Annotated in this window: 16 protein-coding genes and 1 pseudogene; 8 read left to right on the forward strand and 9 right to left on the reverse strand. The window is 70.8% G+C overall.

All coding sequences use genetic code 11. The features are described from left to right. The first annotated feature begins 297 nt into the window (after window positions 1–297). From ABZU74_RS33390 to ABZU74_RS33405, 4 genes are all read left to right on the forward strand, one after another. Window positions 298–720, forward strand: a complete 423-nt coding sequence (locus ABZU74_RS33390; protein WP_355432568.1) for a helix-turn-helix domain-containing protein — start codon at window positions 298–300, stop codon at window positions 718–720. Between the two features lie 131 nt (window positions 721–851). Further along, window positions 852–1,583: a molybdate ABC transporter substrate-binding protein gene (gene modA, locus ABZU74_RS33395; RefSeq protein WP_355432610.1), complete on the forward strand. Its 732-nt coding sequence runs from the start codon at window positions 852–854 to the stop codon at window positions 1,581–1,583. Further along, complete coding sequence (locus tag ABZU74_RS33400) at window positions 1,580–2,416, forward strand: ABC transporter permease (RefSeq protein ID WP_355432571.1); 837 nt, start codon at window positions 1,580–1,582, stop codon at window positions 2,414–2,416. Before modA ends, ABZU74_RS33400 begins: the two co-directional genes overlap by 4 nt. Then, window positions 2,413–3,480, forward strand: coding sequence for an ABC transporter ATP-binding protein (locus ABZU74_RS33405; protein ID WP_355432574.1), 1,068 nt, complete (start codon window positions 2,413–2,415; stop codon window positions 3,478–3,480). Before ABZU74_RS33400 ends, ABZU74_RS33405 begins: the two co-directional genes overlap by 4 nt. A gap of 156 nt (window positions 3,481–3,636) precedes the next feature. Here the strand turns inward: ABZU74_RS33405 and ABZU74_RS33410 are convergent, their stop codons facing one another. From ABZU74_RS33410 to ABZU74_RS33425, 4 genes are all read right to left on the reverse strand, one after another. Continuing rightward, the gene (locus ABZU74_RS33410; RefSeq protein ID WP_355432576.1) at window positions 3,637–4,050 is read right to left on the reverse strand and encodes a type II toxin-antitoxin system Phd/YefM family antitoxin; all 414 of its coding nucleotides are present in this window, start codon (window positions 4,048–4,050) and stop codon (window positions 3,637–3,639) included. A gap of 42 nt (window positions 4,051–4,092) precedes the next feature. Continuing rightward, the gene (locus ABZU74_RS33415; RefSeq protein WP_355432613.1) at window positions 4,093–4,653 is read right to left on the reverse strand and encodes a GNAT family protein; all 561 of its coding nucleotides are present in this window, start codon (window positions 4,651–4,653) and stop codon (window positions 4,093–4,095) included. Between the two features lie 80 nt (window positions 4,654–4,733). Continuing rightward, complete coding sequence (locus tag ABZU74_RS33420; protein WP_355432579.1) at window positions 4,734–5,174, reverse strand: hypothetical protein; 441 nt, start codon at window positions 5,172–5,174, stop codon at window positions 4,734–4,736. Window positions 5,175–5,207: 33 nt separating this feature from the next. Continuing rightward, window positions 5,208–6,434 carry a hypothetical protein gene (locus ABZU74_RS33425; RefSeq protein ID WP_355432583.1) on the reverse strand — a complete coding sequence of 409 codons (1,227 nt, stop codon included), beginning with the start codon at window positions 6,432–6,434 and terminating at the stop codon, window positions 5,208–5,210. Between the two features lie 168 nt (window positions 6,435–6,602). Here ABZU74_RS33425 and ABZU74_RS33430 point away from each other — a divergent pair, with 168 nt between their 5' ends. Next, window positions 6,603–8,156 carry an NAD(P)/FAD-dependent oxidoreductase gene (locus ABZU74_RS33430; protein ID WP_355432586.1) on the forward strand — a complete coding sequence of 518 codons (1,554 nt, stop codon included), beginning with the start codon at window positions 6,603–6,605 and terminating at the stop codon, window positions 8,154–8,156. A 125-nt stretch (window positions 8,157–8,281) separates the two neighbouring features. Here the strand turns inward: ABZU74_RS33430 and ABZU74_RS33435 are convergent, their stop codons facing one another. Both ABZU74_RS33435 and ABZU74_RS33440 read right to left on the reverse strand, forming a co-directional pair. Then, window positions 8,282–9,100, reverse strand: a complete 819-nt coding sequence (locus ABZU74_RS33435; RefSeq protein ID WP_355432589.1) for a hypothetical protein — start codon at window positions 9,098–9,100, stop codon at window positions 8,282–8,284. A 43-nt stretch (window positions 9,101–9,143) separates the two neighbouring features. Beyond that, a complete protein-coding gene (locus ABZU74_RS33440) occupies window positions 9,144–9,869 on the reverse strand; it encodes a TetR/AcrR family transcriptional regulator (protein WP_355432592.1) in 726 nt (241 codons plus the stop codon). A 22-nt stretch (window positions 9,870–9,891) separates the two neighbouring features. Here ABZU74_RS33440 and ABZU74_RS33445 point away from each other — a divergent pair, with 22 nt between their 5' ends. Both ABZU74_RS33445 and ABZU74_RS33450 read left to right on the forward strand, forming a co-directional pair. Continuing rightward, a complete protein-coding gene (locus ABZU74_RS33445; RefSeq protein WP_355432595.1) occupies window positions 9,892–11,019 on the forward strand; it encodes an NAD(P)/FAD-dependent oxidoreductase in 1,128 nt (375 codons plus the stop codon). A gap of 38 nt (window positions 11,020–11,057) precedes the next feature. Then, on the forward strand, window positions 11,058–11,594 hold the full coding sequence (locus ABZU74_RS33450; RefSeq protein ID WP_355432597.1) for a hypothetical protein: 537 nt from the start codon (window positions 11,058–11,060) through the stop codon (window positions 11,592–11,594). A 43-nt stretch (window positions 11,595–11,637) separates the two neighbouring features. Here ABZU74_RS33450 and ABZU74_RS33455 read toward each other — a convergent pair. The 3 genes and pseudogenes from ABZU74_RS33455 to ABZU74_RS33465 form a co-directional block, all read right to left on the reverse strand. Further along, window positions 11,638–12,131 (reverse strand): annotated as a pseudogene (locus ABZU74_RS33455) (DinB family protein). A gap of 103 nt (window positions 12,132–12,234) precedes the next feature. Beyond that, window positions 12,235–12,495 (reverse strand): hypothetical protein, encoded by a 261-nt coding sequence (locus ABZU74_RS33460; RefSeq protein WP_355432600.1) that lies wholly within the window; start codon window positions 12,493–12,495, stop codon window positions 12,235–12,237. A 168-nt stretch (window positions 12,496–12,663) separates the two neighbouring features. Beyond that, window positions 12,664–13,509 carry an SAM-dependent methyltransferase gene (locus tag ABZU74_RS33465; protein WP_355432603.1) on the reverse strand — a complete coding sequence of 282 codons (846 nt, stop codon included), beginning with the start codon at window positions 13,507–13,509 and terminating at the stop codon, window positions 12,664–12,666. 232 nt (window positions 13,510–13,741) lie between these two features. On the opposite strand from ABZU74_RS33465, the gene ABZU74_RS33470 reads away from it, so the two are divergent. Next, the gene (locus tag ABZU74_RS33470) at window positions 13,742–17,206 is read left to right on the forward strand and encodes a ThuA domain-containing protein (protein WP_355432606.1); all 3,465 of its coding nucleotides are present in this window, start codon (window positions 13,742–13,744) and stop codon (window positions 17,204–17,206) included. Window positions 17,207–17,414: the final 208 nt, after the last annotated feature.

Raw genomic sequence — 17,414 nt, forward strand, 5'->3', positions numbered from 1 at the left:
CCTTGCCCACCCCACTACGTTCCTAACTCGGCCCCCCCCCCACGCCCCGCGCCCCGCGCCCCGCGCCCCGCGCCCCGCGCCAAGATCGTGCTCGAACCAGGATGTAATGGCCTCATCGATGCGCGACACCACTACTTCCTGGTTCGAGCACGATCTTGCGGACGCGCGCTCAAGCAACCGGCAGTCGCCCTGAAGGCGGATCACAGACGCAACTGCCAGGCCGGACGCCCATTTGCCCGGGCGACTGCTGCCCAACCCAGGCTTCTGTCATGGCAGATGCGGCGTTAGGGTAAGCGGGTGACGACGTACCGGATCGGGGAGGCCGCCGACCTGCTCGGCGTCAGCGCCGACACCATTCGCCGCTGGGTGGACGCGGGGCGCCTGCCGGCTGGGCGTGATGACCACGGCCACCGGGTCGTCGACGGCGTCGACCTGGCTGCGTTCGCTCGCGCTCAGGCCGCCGACCCGGATGCGGGCGCCGAATTCTCCTCGGCTCGCAACCGGCTGCGCGGCATCGTGGTCGACGTCCGCAAGGACACGGTGATGGCCCAGGTCGACATCCAGGCGGGCCCGTTCCGGGTCGTGTCGCTGATGAGCCGGGAGGCCGTCGACGAGCTCGACCTGCGCGTCGGATCGGTGGCCGTCGCGGTGATCAAGTCGACCACGGTCGTGGTGGAGCGGGCCGCACCCGCCCCGACGCGGGGACGGCCGGCCGCATGAACGCGGGGACGGTCCGGATGAGCGGGGCCGGGCGGATGAACGCGGACACGGCCGGGTGGATGAACGCGCGGAGCAGGCGTGCGGCGGTTTCCGTACTGGTGGCGCTCAGCCTGGTGGCGGCCGGCCTGACGATGGCCGGCTGCGGTGCGGGCGACGGCCGGGCAGCAGGCGGCGGGGACGGCCGGGTGACCGGCACGGTGACAGTGTTCGCGGCCGCCTCGCTGACCGGGTCGTTCACCCGCATCGGGAAGGACTTCGAGGCCGCCAACCCGGGCAGTCGCGTGACCCTCAACGTCGCCGGCAGTTCCGCCCTGGCCAACCAGATCACCCAGGGTGCGCCGGCGGACGTGTTCGCCTCGGCCGCCCCGGCGAACATGGCAACGGTCGTCGAGGCCGGTGACGCCGACGGCACGCCGGGCGTCTTCGCCCGCAACCAGCTGGTGATCGCGGTGCCCCGGGGCAACCCGAAGGCCGTGGCCGGCCTGGCCGACCTGAGCGTCCCGGGTGTGAAGGTGGCGCTCTGCGCCGTTCAGGTGCCCTGCGGCGCGGCGGCCCGCACCGCCCTGGACGCGGCCGGCGTCGCGCTGACGCCGGTCACCCTGGAGCGGGACGTCAAGGGCGCGCTCGCCAAGGTGAAGCTCGGCGAGGTCGACGCGGCTCTGGTCTACCGCACGGACACGCGGGCGGCGAGCGTTGATGTGACAGGCGTGGAGTTTCCCGAGTCGGCGCGGGCAGTCAACGACTACCCGATCGTCGCGTTGAGAGACGCGCCGAATCCGAACGGCGCACGAGCCTTCGTCGCGTACGTCCGGTCGGCTGCGGCGCAGGCGGTCCTCGCCGAGGCGGGGTTCCAGGCACCGTGACGCAGGTCCGCGACCACGACACACCCCGCGGGCGCCCGGCCACGCCCCGACGGCGGGGGCGGGTGCCGGCGGCGCTGTTGATCCCCGCCGGGCTGGGGTTGCTGTTCCTCGTCCTGCCGTTGGCAGGGCTGCTGATCCGGGCACCGTGGACGACCCTGCCGGAGCGGCTCACCGAGCCGGGGGCGTTGACCGCCCTGCGGTTGTCGGTGCAGACCGCCACAGTGGCCACCGCGCTCTGTCTGCTGCTCGGGGTGCCGCTCGCCTGGGTGCTGGCCCGGGTCGAGTTTCCCGGCCGTCGGCTGGTACGCGCGCTGGTCACCGTGCCGCTGGTGCTGCCGCCGGTGGTCGGTGGGGTGGCGCTGTTGCTGGTCTTCGGCCGGCGTGGCCTGCTCGGTGGCTGGCTCGACACCACGTTCGGTATCACCCTGCCCTTCACCACCACGGGTGTGGTGCTGGCCGAGTCGTTCGTCGCGATGCCGTTCCTGGTGATCGCGGTGGAGGGTGCGCTACGGGCGGCCGACCACCGCTACGAGGAGGCGGCGGCGACGTTGGGCGCCAGCCGGTGGACCACTTTCACCCACGTCACGCTGCCGTTGGTGGCCCCCGGTCTGGCCGCCGGGGCGGTGCTCTGCTGGGCGCGGGCGCTCGGCGAGTTCGGTGCCACCATCACCTTCGCCGGCAACTACCCCGGTCAGACGCAGACGATGCCCCTCGCCGTCTACCTGGCGTTGGAGACGGACGTGGAGTCCGCGATCGTGCTCAGCCTGGTGCTGCTCGTCGTGTCGGTGGGCATCCTGGTCGCGTTGCGGGACCGCTGGATGACCACCGCATGAGCGGTCGACTTCTCGACGCCCGGCTCGTCGTCGACCGGGGCACCTTCCGGCTCGACGTGCCGCTGCGGGTCGCGCCGGGCGAGGTGGTGGCGCTGCTCGGCCCGAACGGCGCCGGCAAGACCACCGCGCTGCGGGCGTTGGCCGGGCTGCATCCCCTCACCGACGGGCACATCACCCTCGACGGCGTCGAACTGGACCGGCCGGCGACCGGGGGCTGGGTGCCCACCGAACGCCGGTCGATCGGCGTGGTCTTCCAGGACTACCTGCTCTTTCCGCACCTCAGCGCCTTGGACAACGTGGCTTTCGGGCCGCGCCGGCACGGCGTCGAACGGCGGGCTGCCCGCGCCACGGCCCGGGAGTGGCTGGGTCGGGTGGGGCTTGACGCGCAGGCGCAGAGCCGGCCCCGGCAGCTTTCCGGCGGTCAGGCACAGCGGGTGGCGCTGGCCCGCGCGCTGGCCGTGGCACCGTCGCTGCTGCTGTTGGACGAGCCGCTCGCCGCGCTGGACGCCCGCACCCGGTTGGACACCCGCGCGGAGCTGCACCGGCACCTGTCCGCGCACGCGGGTGCGACGGTGCTGGTCACCCACGACCCGCTGGACGCGCTGGCGTTGGCCGACCGCCTGGTCATCGTGGAGGGTGGCCGGGTGGTGCAGGAGGGCGACGGGCCGAGCGTCACCGCCCGCCCGCGCACCGACTACGTCGCCAGGCTGGTGGGGCTGAACCTGTACCGGGGTCGCGCCGACGGACACGGGGTGCGGGTTTCGCCGGAGCTGACCCTCACTGTCGCCGACCGGTTGGACGGCGAAGCGTTCGTGGCGTTCCGCCCAGCCGCGGTGGCGCTGCATCCGGCCCGGCCGGAGGGCAGCCCGCGCAACACCTGGGCGGGCACCGTGACCGGCGTCCAACGCCACGGTGACAACGTGCGGGTGCAACTGGACGGGCCGATCGGGGTGGCCGCTGACGTCACGCCGGCCGCCGCCGCCCAGCTGCGGCTGATCCCCGGTCAGCGGGTCTGGGTGGCGGTCAAGGCGACCGAGACCCACGCGTACCCGGCCACCGGCTGACCCCCGGGAGGCCGGCCCGCGCCGGCGCGGGCGCTGCCCGCCGGCGCGGAGCGACCCAACCAGCGCGGAGCGACCCAACCAGCGATCAGGTCAGCGCGGAGCGACCCAACCGGGCCCGGAAAGACCCAACCAGCGAGCACGTCGGCGCGGAGCGACTCAACCGGCGAGCAGGTCGGCGTGTGCGGCGCGCAACCGGGCCAGCGTCGGATCGCTGCCCGGGACGACCCGGCGATCCAGCTCGGCCCACGCCTCGGCCAGCGCCACGCGGAGCGCGCCCAGCTCGGCGGCGTGCCGCTGACTGCTGCGTCGGTGCTGCTCCTCGAGGCGGCGGGCCCAGCCGGCGGTGACCGTGGCGAGCCGGTCGGCGTCGGCGCGGGCCTGAGCGCCGCTGCGGGCGGCTGCGGCGGGGACGATCGCGGCGACCGGGCGGGGATCGCCGTCGCGGGTGACGACGGTGACCGCATCGGTCAGCTCGGCCAGCGCGACGAGCTGGCTGAACCGGGTGCGCGCCTCACGCAGCGGCACGGAACGCGGCGGGTCGGAATGAGGGGTGAGCGCGGGGACGGCCATGGATGCATGGTGCCGCGCGGGTATGACAACTATTCGTCGTCGTCAGTGGACGGTGCGTGGCGCGGTGGGCCACTCGTCGGCGAGCACCGACCAGACCTCAAGGTCGATCCGACCGTGCAGGCCCGGGCTGACCTGGCGCAGCGTGCCGTCGAGGCGCAGGCCGAGCCGGTCGGCGAGGGCCTTGCTGCGGGTGTTGTCGGCGTTGGTACGCCACTCCACCCGCTGGATGCCGCGCTCACGCACCGCCCAGTCGACGATCCGGCGTACCGCCGGGGCAACCATGCCTCTGCCCTGCGCCGCCGGCTCCACCCAGCAACCAACCTCGCAGACGCCCCGGGTCACGTCGAACGACACGAACATGACCCCACCGACGAGGGTGTCCCGCCACCACAGCCCCCAGATGCCGCCGCTGTCGCTGGCCCACCGGTCGGCGTACCGCTGCAACACCGCGCGCGCCGAGGGCAGGTCGGTGGCGACGAAGGACGGCGACACCCAGGGCTGGATGTGCTCGCGGGCCCGATCGAGGTGGGCGAGGAACTCCTCGGCCCGCCAGGGGTCGAGCGGACGCAGCTCGACATCCTCGGTCAGCGGCAGGGTGAACACCGGGCCTCCACTCGGGTGGGCGTCGAACGTCGGTAGCAGGCTCGCACAGGCCGGTGTGGCCAGGTCGCGCCGGGGCACGCTCAGATCGGGAGATGGGTACGCAGCGCGGCGAGCTGGGCCACGGTCAGGTACGAGGGGTTGGCTGCCTGGGGTTGACGGAACACCTCCAGTGCGGCGAGCCGGTCGTCGGCGCGCAGGCGCTGCCGGGGCACCCGGTCCTTCTCGTCGAGGATGGGCAGGTCCAGGGGCACTGACCACTGTTGCCCCGGTGGGCCTGGCTCGGCCTCCCCGGTGACCTGGCCGATGCCCCACACCCCGTACGGCAGCCGCAGGCGGCTGCCGCTGGCCCAGAAGACCACCGGCTGTCCGGCGCGCATCAACCGCGTGCGGTAGCCGGGTCGCACGCACCAGCTCGTCACCAGTGGCTCACGGGCGAACCAGGCGGCGAGGTCGACCAGGTCCGCGTTGCCCTTGATCAACCAGGCGCCGAGGTCGTCGAGGCGCACCCGTGGCTCGGTCATCCGCCTATCCTGCCCGGCCACCGGCCAGCTCATTCAGATGATCATGTGTGTCCAGTAGGTGAGCCAGAGCACGAACAGCACGCCCTGCACCAGGGCGAGCGTCGCGGTCAGCCACACGTCGACACTGGCGTGGCGGGCCCAGCGGGCCAGCACCAGCGCCACCGGGAAGGCCGCGAGCAGGTAGCGCAGCAGGCTCTTGTACACCGGCGGCCCCATCGACAGCGGCACCAGCACCATGAGGACGCCGTACACCAGGTAGGCCAGCTCCCGGCGGCGGAACCCGGCGACCAGCACGGCCAGGACGGCCACGGCGAACCACACCCGGGCGGCGTCGCGCGGCTCCCCGGTCAACCCGTTCAGCAGCACCGGTACGGGGTTCTGCACCCTGATCCCCCAGCCGGTCTGCTGAGCGTGCTGGTAGGCGAACCAGTCCCCACCCCGCCACCGGCAGTACGCCATGAAGGTGAACCATCCGGCGGGCAGTAGCAGCAACGGCCAGCCGATCCGCAGGTAGCCGAGCAGGGCGCGCGGCCCGAGCCGCCAGTCGTGCTGCCGGAGCAGCACCAGGGCCAGCGGCAGCGCCACGAGCAGGCCGACGGAGCGGCTCATGGCCAGGAAATAGCCGAGCACGCCGACCAGCAGCCAGCGACGCCGCTCGGCGTAGTAGAACGCGGCCAGCGCGAGGCAGACGAAGAGCGATTCGGTCAGCGCGGCCTGGAAGAGGAACGCGGTCGGCAGCAGCACCAGGTACCTGGTGAACCGGCGGGCGGCGTGCACGTCACCGAGCAGCAGCTCGGCCAGCCGGTGGCCGTACCAGAGCGCCAACAGGAACGCGACGTTGCTGATCAGTAGCAGGGCCAGGGCGTTGTCGCCGCCGAGCAGCGCGCCGACCGGCCGGGCCAGGAACGGGTACAGCAGGGGGAAGCCGAAGTCTCGCCACGGCTCGTTCAGGGGCAGGGTGCTCAGCCGCAGGTAGAGCAGCGAGTCCCAGGCGAACCAGAAGGAGATCCACCGGTGTCCGGAGATCTCCCGCTGTTGCGCCCACATCAACGCCTCGTCCGCCGGCGGGGCGCCGGGCACGCCGTCCCAGGCGTGCAGGACCAGGAGCCCGAGCAGGGTGAGCAGCAGCTTCGCGCCGACGAACAGGCCGATGACGTACGGCCAGGGCGCCGGCACCCGACGGGCCAGGAGCGCTGCACCGCGGCCTGCCGCGACCGCCCGGGCGGCTGTCGCCGCCGTGCCGCTCCGCCACCGGTCCATCCGTCCCGCTCCCCCGCTCCCCCGGCCGCGCGGGGAGGTTGCTCTTCTCGTGGTACGCCGCAGCGTGCCCCGCCGAAGCGAGGACCAGCTACCACCAAGTGTGACATTCTGCCCATAACGGGTGGACGCCGCGCCTCAACCATGGCGATGAGCAGGGAGCGCGTCAGCATGAGCGAGCAGCACGGCACTGTGGTGATCGGTGCGGGGCCGGCCGGCCTCACCGCTGCGTACGAACTGCTCCGGCACGGCCGGTCGGTCCAGGTCTTCGAGGCTGACGAGGTGGTCGGCGGGATCAGTCGGACGGTGGAGCGCGACGGGTGGCGGTTCGACATCGGCGGGCACCGGTTCTTCACGAAGGTGCCCCGGGTGGAGGCGTTCTGGCACGAGATTCTGCCGGACGAGGACTTCCTGACCCGGCCCCGGATGAGCCGCATCTTCTACCGGGGCGCCCTGTTCAACTACCCGCTCAGCGCCGTGAACGCACTGCGCAACCTGGGTCTGCCGGAGGCCGTCCGCTGCCTCGGCTCGTACGCACGCGCCCGGCTGCGGCCACCGAGGGACCAGTCACACTTCGAGGGCTGGGTGTCGGCCCGGTTCGGCTGGCGGTTGTACTCGATCTTCTTCAAGACGTACACCGAGAAGGTCTGGGGTATGCCGGCGGACCGGTTGCAGGCCGACTGGGCGGCGCAACGGATCAAGAACCTGTCACTGGCCACGGCGATCCGCAACGCGTTGCTGCCCCGGCGTCGACGCACGGACGTGACCAGCCTGATCGAGGAGTTCCAATACCCGAAGTACGGGCCCGGGATGATGTGGGAGCGCTGTGCCGAGCAGGTCCGCGAACGGGGCGGGCACATCTCCACCGCCAGCTGGGTCACCGCCGTGCACCGCGACCCGGCACGCCGGCAGGCGATCAGCGTGACGGTGAACGGCACGGGCGGGCAGCGCACCGAGGCGGCCGACCAGGTGATCTCGTCCATGCCGATTTCGGAGCTGGTAACCGCGCTTCACCCGCCGGCGCCGCCGGAGGTGCTGGCCTGCGCGGCCGACCTGCGCTACCGCGACTTCCTGACGGTCGCCCTGGTCGTGCCGGCGGAATTCTCGTTCCCGGACAACTGGATCTACGTGCACGACCCGGGGGTACGGGTGGGCCGGATCCAGAACTTCGGCTCCTGGTCGCCGTACCTCGTCAAGGACGGCCGCACCTGCCTGGGCCTGGAGTACTTCGTGTTCGAGGACGACGAGATGTGGCGTACCCCCGATGCCGACCTGGTGGCCCTCGCCACCGCGGAGCTGGAGCGGCTGGGGTTGGTTCGACCCGGCGTGGTGGAGGCCGGCTACGTCGTGCGCATGCCCAAGGCCTACCCGGTGTACGACGAGCGCTACCAGCACAACGTGGATGTGATCCGGGCCTGGCTGGCCGAGGCGGTGCCGAACGTCCACCCGGTGGGCCGCAACGGCATGCACCGCTACAACAACCAGGACCACTCGATGCTGACCGCGATGCTCACCGCCGAGAACATCGCCACCGGGAGTACGCACGACGTCTGGTCTGTCAACGTGGAGCAGGACTACCACGAGGAATCCTCCGGCGGCGACAGCCGGCGGGGCACCGGCCGGGACGCACCGGTGGTGCCCAGCCGGATCATCGCGGCCCCGATCACCGCTCCGGAGGGGTCGGACGACCGAGCTCCTGTCGCAGCTCCCCCGTCTCACGCATGAAGCCGGGCCGGACAGCCCTTTCGGCCTCGCACCCTTGGGCGCTCCGACCCCTAACGCTGTTCTGCCAGGAGAATGCCCGTCGATCGGGCCGTCTATCGGATCATCGACACTCTGCGGACAGGTGCTCAACACGGCAGGTGCGTGCAGTGGACCACGGTGGCGTCGTCCGGGAATTGCGCATCCACGCCAGCGGTGCCCTGCGCCTCGACCTGCCGGACGCGGGCGATGACGCCGGCCGGCCCGCTGGCGCGAAGCAGGTCCAGCACGCCCGGCCAGTCGGTCCGACCGTACGGGCTGACGATGCGGCTGGCACCGTTGCTGAGCAACGCGACACCGTCCAGGCCGACGAGAGCTCGGCTGCCGGTCACCGCCTCCCACGCCGCGCGGGGGTCATCCTTGGCGATCCAGTAGCCGCCCGGCTGGTTGCGACGGGCACGTAGCGCGGTGACGCACGAGGCGCGCACCCGGTCGTACTCCGGTGTTCCCAGGACAACGCCGGCCAGCGGTGCCGAGCATTCGCGCCGAGCAGTGACCTCGCGCTCATCGGTGACCACCTGCAAGCCGGCGTCGGCCCGGTCGAGGACGAGGAAGGAATCCGCGAGCAGGAGCCACTCCAGGCGGTCCTCGTGGACGCGGACCATCGCGACGGTGGCCTGCGGGCTGCTGGGGTCCGCGATATCGCAGGTGTCGCAGTGCTCGGCGGCGATCTCACCGATGGCGGTGGCGAGGATCGCGGCGAGGTCTCGCCCGTCGCCGCGCGACAGGTGGCCGAGCAGCGCGCCGCCGAGGCGGTGCGTGTACCAGGCGACGCCGTGGAGGCAGAGTGATTCGGCTCCCGGAATGCCGGCACCGTCGAGCAGGACGACAGCGCCAGGAACGGCACCGACGAAGTCCTCGTTCGGCCACTCCGCCCTGCCGGCGCTCGTGGCCAGGCTGACGTTCACTCGTGGCTCCTGTCTGGACGCGTTCAGCCGGTTCGTAGATGGCTCACCGAGTCACGTCGCGTCGAATGGTGATGCCGTCCAGCACGGTGGTCAGGTTGTGGTTGAAGGTCTCCTCGGCATTGAGGTGAGCGCCGTCGATGACGAGCCGGGCCACTGTGGGGTACCTGCCGGTGTTCAACATGCGCGTGAGATAGGGGCCGAGGCTGGCCTGGAAGGCGGCCTCATCGGTGCCGGTGGAACGAGTGGTGCGTCGCTCGGTGACCTCTCGGCGAACCGCTCCGACGATGAAGGCGTTGAGGGCCCCCACCGCTCGCTGGAGATCGTCGAGGTCACGCACGCCGGGGGCCGCACTGAGCGCCGCGGCGGTCGCTTCGCCCACGGCGAGCGCGTGTGGTCCCAGGTGTGGCCGTCCGCCGAGCACGTCGGAGAACCACTCGTGGTCGAGGGCGGCATCGCGGGTCGCATGGGCGATGGCCAGCACCGTGTCGCGCCACCCGGAGCGCTGGCCCACCTCGGCGATCCGGGCATAGACGACGTCGACCATGAGATCGAGCAGCTCCGACTTGTTGATCACGTAGTCGTAGAGCCGCATCGGACCGACACCGAGCTCTTTGGCGATCTTGCGCAAGGACAGCCCGTCGAGCCCGTGCGCGTCGGCAAGCCGGATCGCTGTAGCGGCGATCTTGTCGCGGCTCAACTGCACCGGCACCGCCCGCGGCTGCGGTTCGGGCCGTTCCCAGACGGGGACGCTACCGTACGCTGTATCCACAAATACAGTGTACGGTAGCGGCGTGAGAACGCGAATTGCGATCGCCGGTGGCGGTCTCGGCGGGTTGACGCTGGCACGGATCCTGCACCAGCACGGCATCGACGCGGTGGTCTACGACCGGGAGGCAAGCCGGTCCGCGCGCCCCCAGGGCGGCACCCTCGATCTGCACCCGGAGTCCGGGCAACGAGCCCTGGCCGAGGCGGGGCTCGCCGGCCAGTTCCGGTCGGCGGCGCGGCCCGAGGGCGAGGAACATCGCATCCTCGACCCGACCGGACGCACCCTGGTGCACCACGTGCCGCAACCTGGCTCAATCTCCGGACGGCCCGAGATCGACCGGAGCGCACTGCGTGATCTCCTGCTCGATTCCCTCCCCGGCGACACGGTCGTCTGGCGGCACCGGCTCGTCGCGGCGACCCCGCGACCCGACACCGGGTGGGAGCTGACGTTCCACGACGGCCAGCGAGCCAGCTGCGACATCCTCGTCGGCGCCGAGGGCGCGCGGTCGGTCGTCCGGTCGCTGCTGACCGACGTCGAGATGTCCTATGTGTCGACGGTCGTCGAGCTGAACGTCGACGACGTCGACAGGCGCCATCCCGACCTCGCCGAACTGGTCGGCCCCGGGAACCTGTGGTGTGTCGGCGTGAATCAGATCCTGTCGGCACAACGTCTCGGCGACGGCAGCCTCCGGGTCGGGATCTCGCTGCGCGCCGAGGGCCAGCCCCTCGATACCTACCGCAGTAGGCCCGCCCTGCTGGACATCTTCGCTGGCTGGGCCCCCCGCGTCACCGCACTCATCGAGGCCGCCGACGGCCAGCCGACGCCCCGACTGATCGAGGCGATGCCCACCGGTACGCGCTGGGCGAGCCGGCCGGGCGTCACCCTCATCGGCGACGCCGCGCACCTCATGCCACCGGTCGGCGAGGGCGCGAACCAGGCCATGCTCGACGCCGCAGAACTGGCCGGCCATCTCGCCGCCAACCCCGAAGACCCGAATGCGGCGATCCGGGCGTACGAAGAGTCGATGTTCGGCAGGATTCACCCGATCGCCGAAATGTCCGCACGAGTCCAGTCGATGATGCTGTCCCCCACCGCGGCGGACGACATCGTTCGCTTCTTCACCAGGGCACCGGAACCGGCACGCAAAGACTGACATCTGGCGCGGTCGATGTGCCCGGCGATAATCGTTCCATGACGACGGACGTGCACCCTGAATCCGGTCTCCGAAAAGCCACAGTGACGGATCAGGACATGGTGGAGACCTCGTGGGACTACTGCCGCATTCACGCGCTCGCCGTCACCGACGACGAGGCCCCGCCCGAGGACCCGACAGTGGACTACCGGGAGGACGACGACCTCGACCCCACCGCGCCGTCAGCCTTGCAGCTGCATCTCGACCTCGACTACATCGTGCGGCGGGTCGATCCCGGGCCGATGCGGGACATCCGCTTCTGGGTCGCGCCGGCCACGCTGATCTTTCACAGCGTGTGGGACATCGTCGGCGGCTTGCACTCCGTGTGCCTGCCGTTCGAGTTGAAGAACCTACGCCGGGAGGCCCCCGCACCGTCAGGGGAGCCTTGCTGGCACCTGGAGGGGCGCGACCTGGACCTGAGGTTCCAGGCGTCGAGCTTCACCCTGTACCTGCGCCAGCCCCCGCGTTACGGCGCTCGGGTGCTCCGGATGGCCGAACGGGGTGGCATCAGCTTCGACCCGAAGCCGTTCGCCTGACCGGGGACGAGCCTGGGCCGCCGCATCGCGACGTCGCGGTCTCCTACCGGCCGGTGGCACCGTCGATGAGCTCCCGCAGGATGTCGGCGTGGCCGCATGCCGGGTGGTCTCGCTCGTCATGTGGGCGAGCACCCAGCGAAGCGTGCGAGGCACGTCACCGACCGGCTGCGCGGTGGGGAGGTCCAGGCCAGCGGCGGCGCCGATGTGGGCGTCGCTGTCGGCGATCGCGGCTCGGTAGCCGGCGATGATTTGTTCCGGGGACCGGTCCGGCTCGACCACCATGTCGAAGTCTGCGTCGGCGTAGCGCTGGTCGCCGGTGAACGTGTAGCCGAACCAGTACCGCTCGCCGTCGGTCAGGTGCTGGACCAGGCCCAACAGGGTGGTGTCGGAGACGACCAGGCGGCGCCGCAGCTGCTCCTCGTTCAGGCCCGCGACCTTCTTCAGCACACATGATCGAGCGAAGGACAGGAAGGCGAGGGCGGTGTCGAGCTCGCCACCGTCGTTGCGCGGCACGGCTTCGCGTTGGGATTCGATGATGCTCCGACCTTACGTACCGTCATTCGGGCCGGCCAACTGTTCAACGCCAGGCCGGTGGAAGGCGGTATACCTCGAAGGAGGTATACCGCCCGGCTGTGGCTGCTCAAAGGTCGAGAATGTGCCGGTCGTTGCAGATGTCGGGCAGTACGACCGGTCCGACATGCCGGTGCAGCGCGACGAGCTCGTCCGGCATCCACGGCAAGCGCTCCCGCAGCAGGTCGAGCTCGGCCCCGAGGGCTGGCGGTCCCACCTGATGGTGGTCGGCCTCGAACGGAAGGTCCGACACGACATCGCGAAGAGCTCGCTCGACCGCGGCTTGCAGCTGCACAGCCCAGGCACTCACCCAGCGCTCACTCAACGCCAACGCTCCACCTCACGTCCGCCGTTCAGGCTCGGACCCACTGCCGGATCCGGTCGAACTCTCGTCGGTGTGGACGGTTGTGCAGCGCGGGGCCAGTCGGTCGGTGGGGCTTCGGCGAAGGTTCCACGATCTGTTGAGCGGCACTGAACAAGCCCCGGCCGGTACAACCGGTCAGGGCTTGCGGGCTACCGCACCGTAGATGGAGGCGTCGGCGAGGGGCGGGCGCTGCTCCGGCGGCACCTGCGGCCGCCACTCGGTGACCGGGGCGATGCCCGGCTCGGCCAGTTCCAGGCCGGTGAAGAAGCGGGCGATCTGGGCGCGGTCGCGGGGTACGGCGTCCTGCTTCATCCGGCCGGCGGCGAACTCGGCCTCCATCCGCCTGACGATCTCGGCGGGGATGTGGTCGGTGGTGAAGTGGGTCAGCGCCAGCCAACTGCCCGACGGCAGCGCGTCGAGCAGACGGGCGACCTGCTCATGTGGGCGGTCGTCGTCCGTGAGGAAGTGCGTCACGGCGATCAGCACCAGAGCCACCGGTTGGGACAGGTCCACTGTGGCGTGCAGCTGGGGGTTGGCGAGGATCTTCTCCGGGTCACGTAGGTCGGCGGCCAGGTAGGCGGTGGCGCCGGCCGGGTCGCTGGTCAGCAGCGCTCGGGCGTGGACCAGCACCATCGGGTCGTTGTCGACGTAGACCACCCGGGATTCGGGGGCGACGGACTGGGCCACCTCGTGGGTGTTGTCGGCGCTCGGGATGCCGGTGCCGATGTCGAGGAACTGCCGGACGCCGACCTCCTCGGCGAGGAACCGGACTGCCCGGCCGAGGAAGGCCCGGTTCTCCCGGGCGAGCGTGCGCACCCCTGGGTAGACGGCCGCGATCTGGTCGCCGGACTCCCGGTCGGCGGCGAAGTTGTCCTTGCCGCCGAGCCAGTAGTTGTAGCGGCGAGCCGGATGCACCGTGGTGGTGTCGATCCGGGCGGCATCTCGACCCTCGGGCAACTCCGACGTGGACGGCACCGTCACGAGACCTCCCCAGGTCGGCGGAACACGCCGCATCCGCAGCGTCACCGAATGTGTCCAGTGGACAGCTTAAGCCGTCCCCCTTGGTCCGTGGGGCCCACCGACGCGCGGACGCCACCGGAGCGGGAAACCGCTTACCAGAGGGCTATTGACGGTCGTCACTGGCTGTCAGTACCGTGATGCGGGCAGCGAGAAAGCGCTTTCCGACCCTCACCGCCCGACAGGGAGCGCCCCCATGCCCCGACACCTCCGTGCGTTCTGCCTGATCCTGCTCGCCATCGCCACCGTGGTGAGCACCACCACCGCCCTGCCCGCCGAGGCCGCCCCGCGCTTCCGGGTGTTGGTCTTCTCCAAGATCACCAACTTCTACCACGACTCGATCCCGGCCGGCATCGCCGCGATCCAGCAGCTCGGTGCCGCCCACAACTTCGAGGTCGTCGCCACCACCGACGCGGCGGCCTTCACCGACGCCAACCTCGCCACCTTCGACGTTCTCGTCTTCAACAACACCAACTCCCTCCCGACCTCGGGTGACCTGCTCAACGCCAGTCAGCGGGCCGCGTTGCAGACGTTCATTCGCAACGGCGGTGGTTGGGCCGGCCTGCACGCCGCCTCAGCCAGCGAACGCGACTGGCAGTGGTACGAGGGCCTGGTCGGCACGATCTTCGACTACCACCCCGACTTCTCGTCCACCGGCGGCACCTTCCCCGGCCGGGTGAAGGTGCTCGACCGGGCGCACCCCTCCACCCGCAACCTGCCGGAGCTCTGGGAACAGAGCGAGGAGTGGTACAACTGGCGGACCAACCCGACCGGCAACGTGCACACCCTCGCCCAGATCAAGGTGCGCGACGGAATCAACGGCCTGGACGAGGGCGTCGACCACGCGTACTCCTGGTGTCAGCGCTACGACGGCGGCCGGTCCTGGTTCACCGCCGGCGGGCACGCCAGCTCCCAGTTCAGCACCCCGACGTTCCTTGAGCACCTGCGCTACGGCATCGAGTGGGCGGCCGGCGCGGTCGCCGGCGACTGCTCGGCCACCGAGACCAGCAACTTCGAGCGGGTGGGGCTGGTCACCGAGAACCTGGCCGACCCCTTCGAGCTGGCCGTCGGCCCGGACCGGAAGGTCTACTACATCCAGCGCACCGGCGCGCTGAAGGTGGTCAACTCCGACACCCTCCAGGTCACCACCCTGCTGGACTTCGCGTACACCTCGGCGATGACCGACCAGTCCGACGGGCTGCTCGGGATGACCCTGGACCGCAACTTCGCCAGCAACGGCTGGATCTACCTGCTCTGGTCGGACAAGACCCTCAAACAGCTCAATCTGTCCCGGTTCACTGTCGCCAACAACAGCGTCGCGCTCTCCTCGGAGAAACGCCTGCTGACCGTCCCCACCTACCGGGGTGAGGGCCGGGCCAACTCGCACATGGGCGGGTCGCTGGCCATGGACGCGGCCGGACGGCTCTACGCGGCGGTCGGCGACAACACCGACCCGTTCGCCTCCAGCGGCTACACCCCGATCGACGAACGCGCCGGCCGCGCCGCCTGGGACGCCCAGGGCACCGCCGGCAACACCAACGACCTGCGCGGCAAGATCCTGCGGATCACCCCACAGGCCGACGGTACGTACACCGTGCCGAGTGGCAACCTCTTCCCCGCCGGCACCGCGAGGACCCGGCCGGAGATCTACGCGATGGGCATGCGCAACCCGTTCCGGATCACCGTCGAGCCGCAGACCAACGCGGTGCTGGTGGCCGACTACGGCCCGGACGCCCGCGCCGCCGACCCCAACCGAGGTCCGGAGGGGACTGTCGAGTTCAACCGGATCACCAGCGCCGGCAACTTCGGCTGGCCGTACTGCGTGGGCAACAACATCCCGTTCAACGACTACAACTTCGCCACCAACACCTCGGGGGCGAAGTTCAACTGCGCCGCGCCGGTGAACAACTCACCCAACAACACCGGCCTGACCACCCTGCCGGCGGCGAAATCCGCGCTGGTCTGGTACGCGTACTCCGCCTCCACCCAGTTCCCCGAGTTGGGCACCGGCGGTGGCGGGCCGATGAGTGGCCCGGTCTACGACTACGACCCGGCCAACACCCGCACCACGAAGTTCCCCGAGTACTTCGAGGGCAAGTGGATCACCTATGAGCTGACCCGCAGGTGGTTCAAGACGCTCTCGATCCACAAGACGGCGCAGACCTTCAGCAACGCGCGCTTCGGCCCGACCGCAGTCGGCGACCTCCAGTCGATCAACGGGATCTTCGACAACATGAGCTGGATCCAGCCCTTCGAGGCGGAGTTCGGGCCGGACGGTTCGCTCTACGTCATCGACTTCGGCGAGGGCACCGGCAGCGGTCGCGGCGGCAGCAACGCCGGCGCGGGCATCTACCGGATCGACTACGTCGCCAACGGGCGACCACCGACCGCGAAGGTCGCCGCCAGCCCGGACAGCGGACGTACCCCGCTCACGGTGACGTTCTCCTCGGCCGGATCGGCGGCCGGCGACGGGTCGACGCTCAGCTACGCCTGGGACTTCACCAACGACGGCAGCACCGACTCCACCGCCGCCAACCCCAGCTTCACCTACTCGACGGCCGGGAAGCACACCGCGCGCCTGACCGTCCGCAACAGCGGCAACGGGTTGACCGCCACCGCGGTCACCGACGTGGTGGTCGGCAACACCCGACCGACGGTGACCATCACCGTGCCCGACGGCGGGTTCTTCGACTTCGGCGACAAGATCCCATACACGGTGACGGTCACCGACCCGGAGGAGACCACCATCGACTGCGCCAAGGTGACGGTGCAGACGCAACTCGGCCACGACCAGCACGCCCACCCGCTGGACGTCTACACCGGCTGCTCGGGGCTGCTCGCCACCGAGGCGGATGCCGGTGACGGCCACGGGCCGGGGCAGAACCTCTACACCCTGATCACCGCGCAGTACACCGACGGCGGCGCGGCCGGCGGCGTACCGGCGCTGACCGGCTCGACCCGCGTGCAGTTGCAGCCCAAGAGCAAGGAGGCCGAGCACTTCAGCGCCCAGTCCGGCGTCACTGTCAACGACCGGGCCACCGCTCGCGCCGGCAAGCGGCTCGGCGAGGTCGACCACAACGACTGGGTGGCGTTCGGTCCGGCGGACCTGCGCAACATCGGCTCGGTGACGCTCGGGGTGACCAACGGCGGGCTCGGCGGCACCATCGAACTGCGGACCGGCTCGCCCACCGGCACGCTGATCGGCACGGCCGCCATCGGGTCGACAGGCGGCTGGGACAACCTGGTCTCCCCCACCGTCACGCTGACCAACAAACCGGCCGGCACCACCACCCTGTACGCGAAGTTCGTCAACGCCGCCCAGGTCGGTGGCACCCCGGACCTGCTCGCACTTGACTGGCTACGGTTCAACGGCGCCGGCGTGAAACAGGAGCCGGGCGGGACGTTGTCGCTGGCGGCGAACCCGGCCAGCGGGACCGGAACACTGAACACCACGTTGACGGCCACCGCCACGGCGCCAGCCGGGCAGAGCATCACCGACTACGCGTGGGACTTCGGTGACAACAGCGCCGTCACGCACGGGGCGACGCTGCGGTCGGTCGCCCACAGCTACCCCCGCAAGGGGACCTTCACCGCCCGGGTGACGACCACCTACAGCAGCGGGGAGACCCGCTCGATCAACCTGACCGTCACGGTCTCCTGATCGCTGTGCGGTGGCGGGCGGGGTGGATCTCCGCCCGCCACCGGGGCCGGGGCGTCGGTGCGTCGGATGGCCCCTGACCGTGCCGGTGACGGTGGTCGAGGAACCGGCACCGTAGATCTTGGACACTTTCCGCCACGGCGGCGGGCTCAACCGGTGGTTGCAACACCCCCTTTTGGTGGTTGTCGTTGGGGTGGTTATGGCGTCGAGG

Origin of the sequence: Micromonospora sp. NPDC005171 (assembly GCF_040608575.1) — a bacterium.
Classification (GTDB): Bacteria; Actinomycetota; Actinomycetes; order Mycobacteriales; family Micromonosporaceae; genus Micromonospora.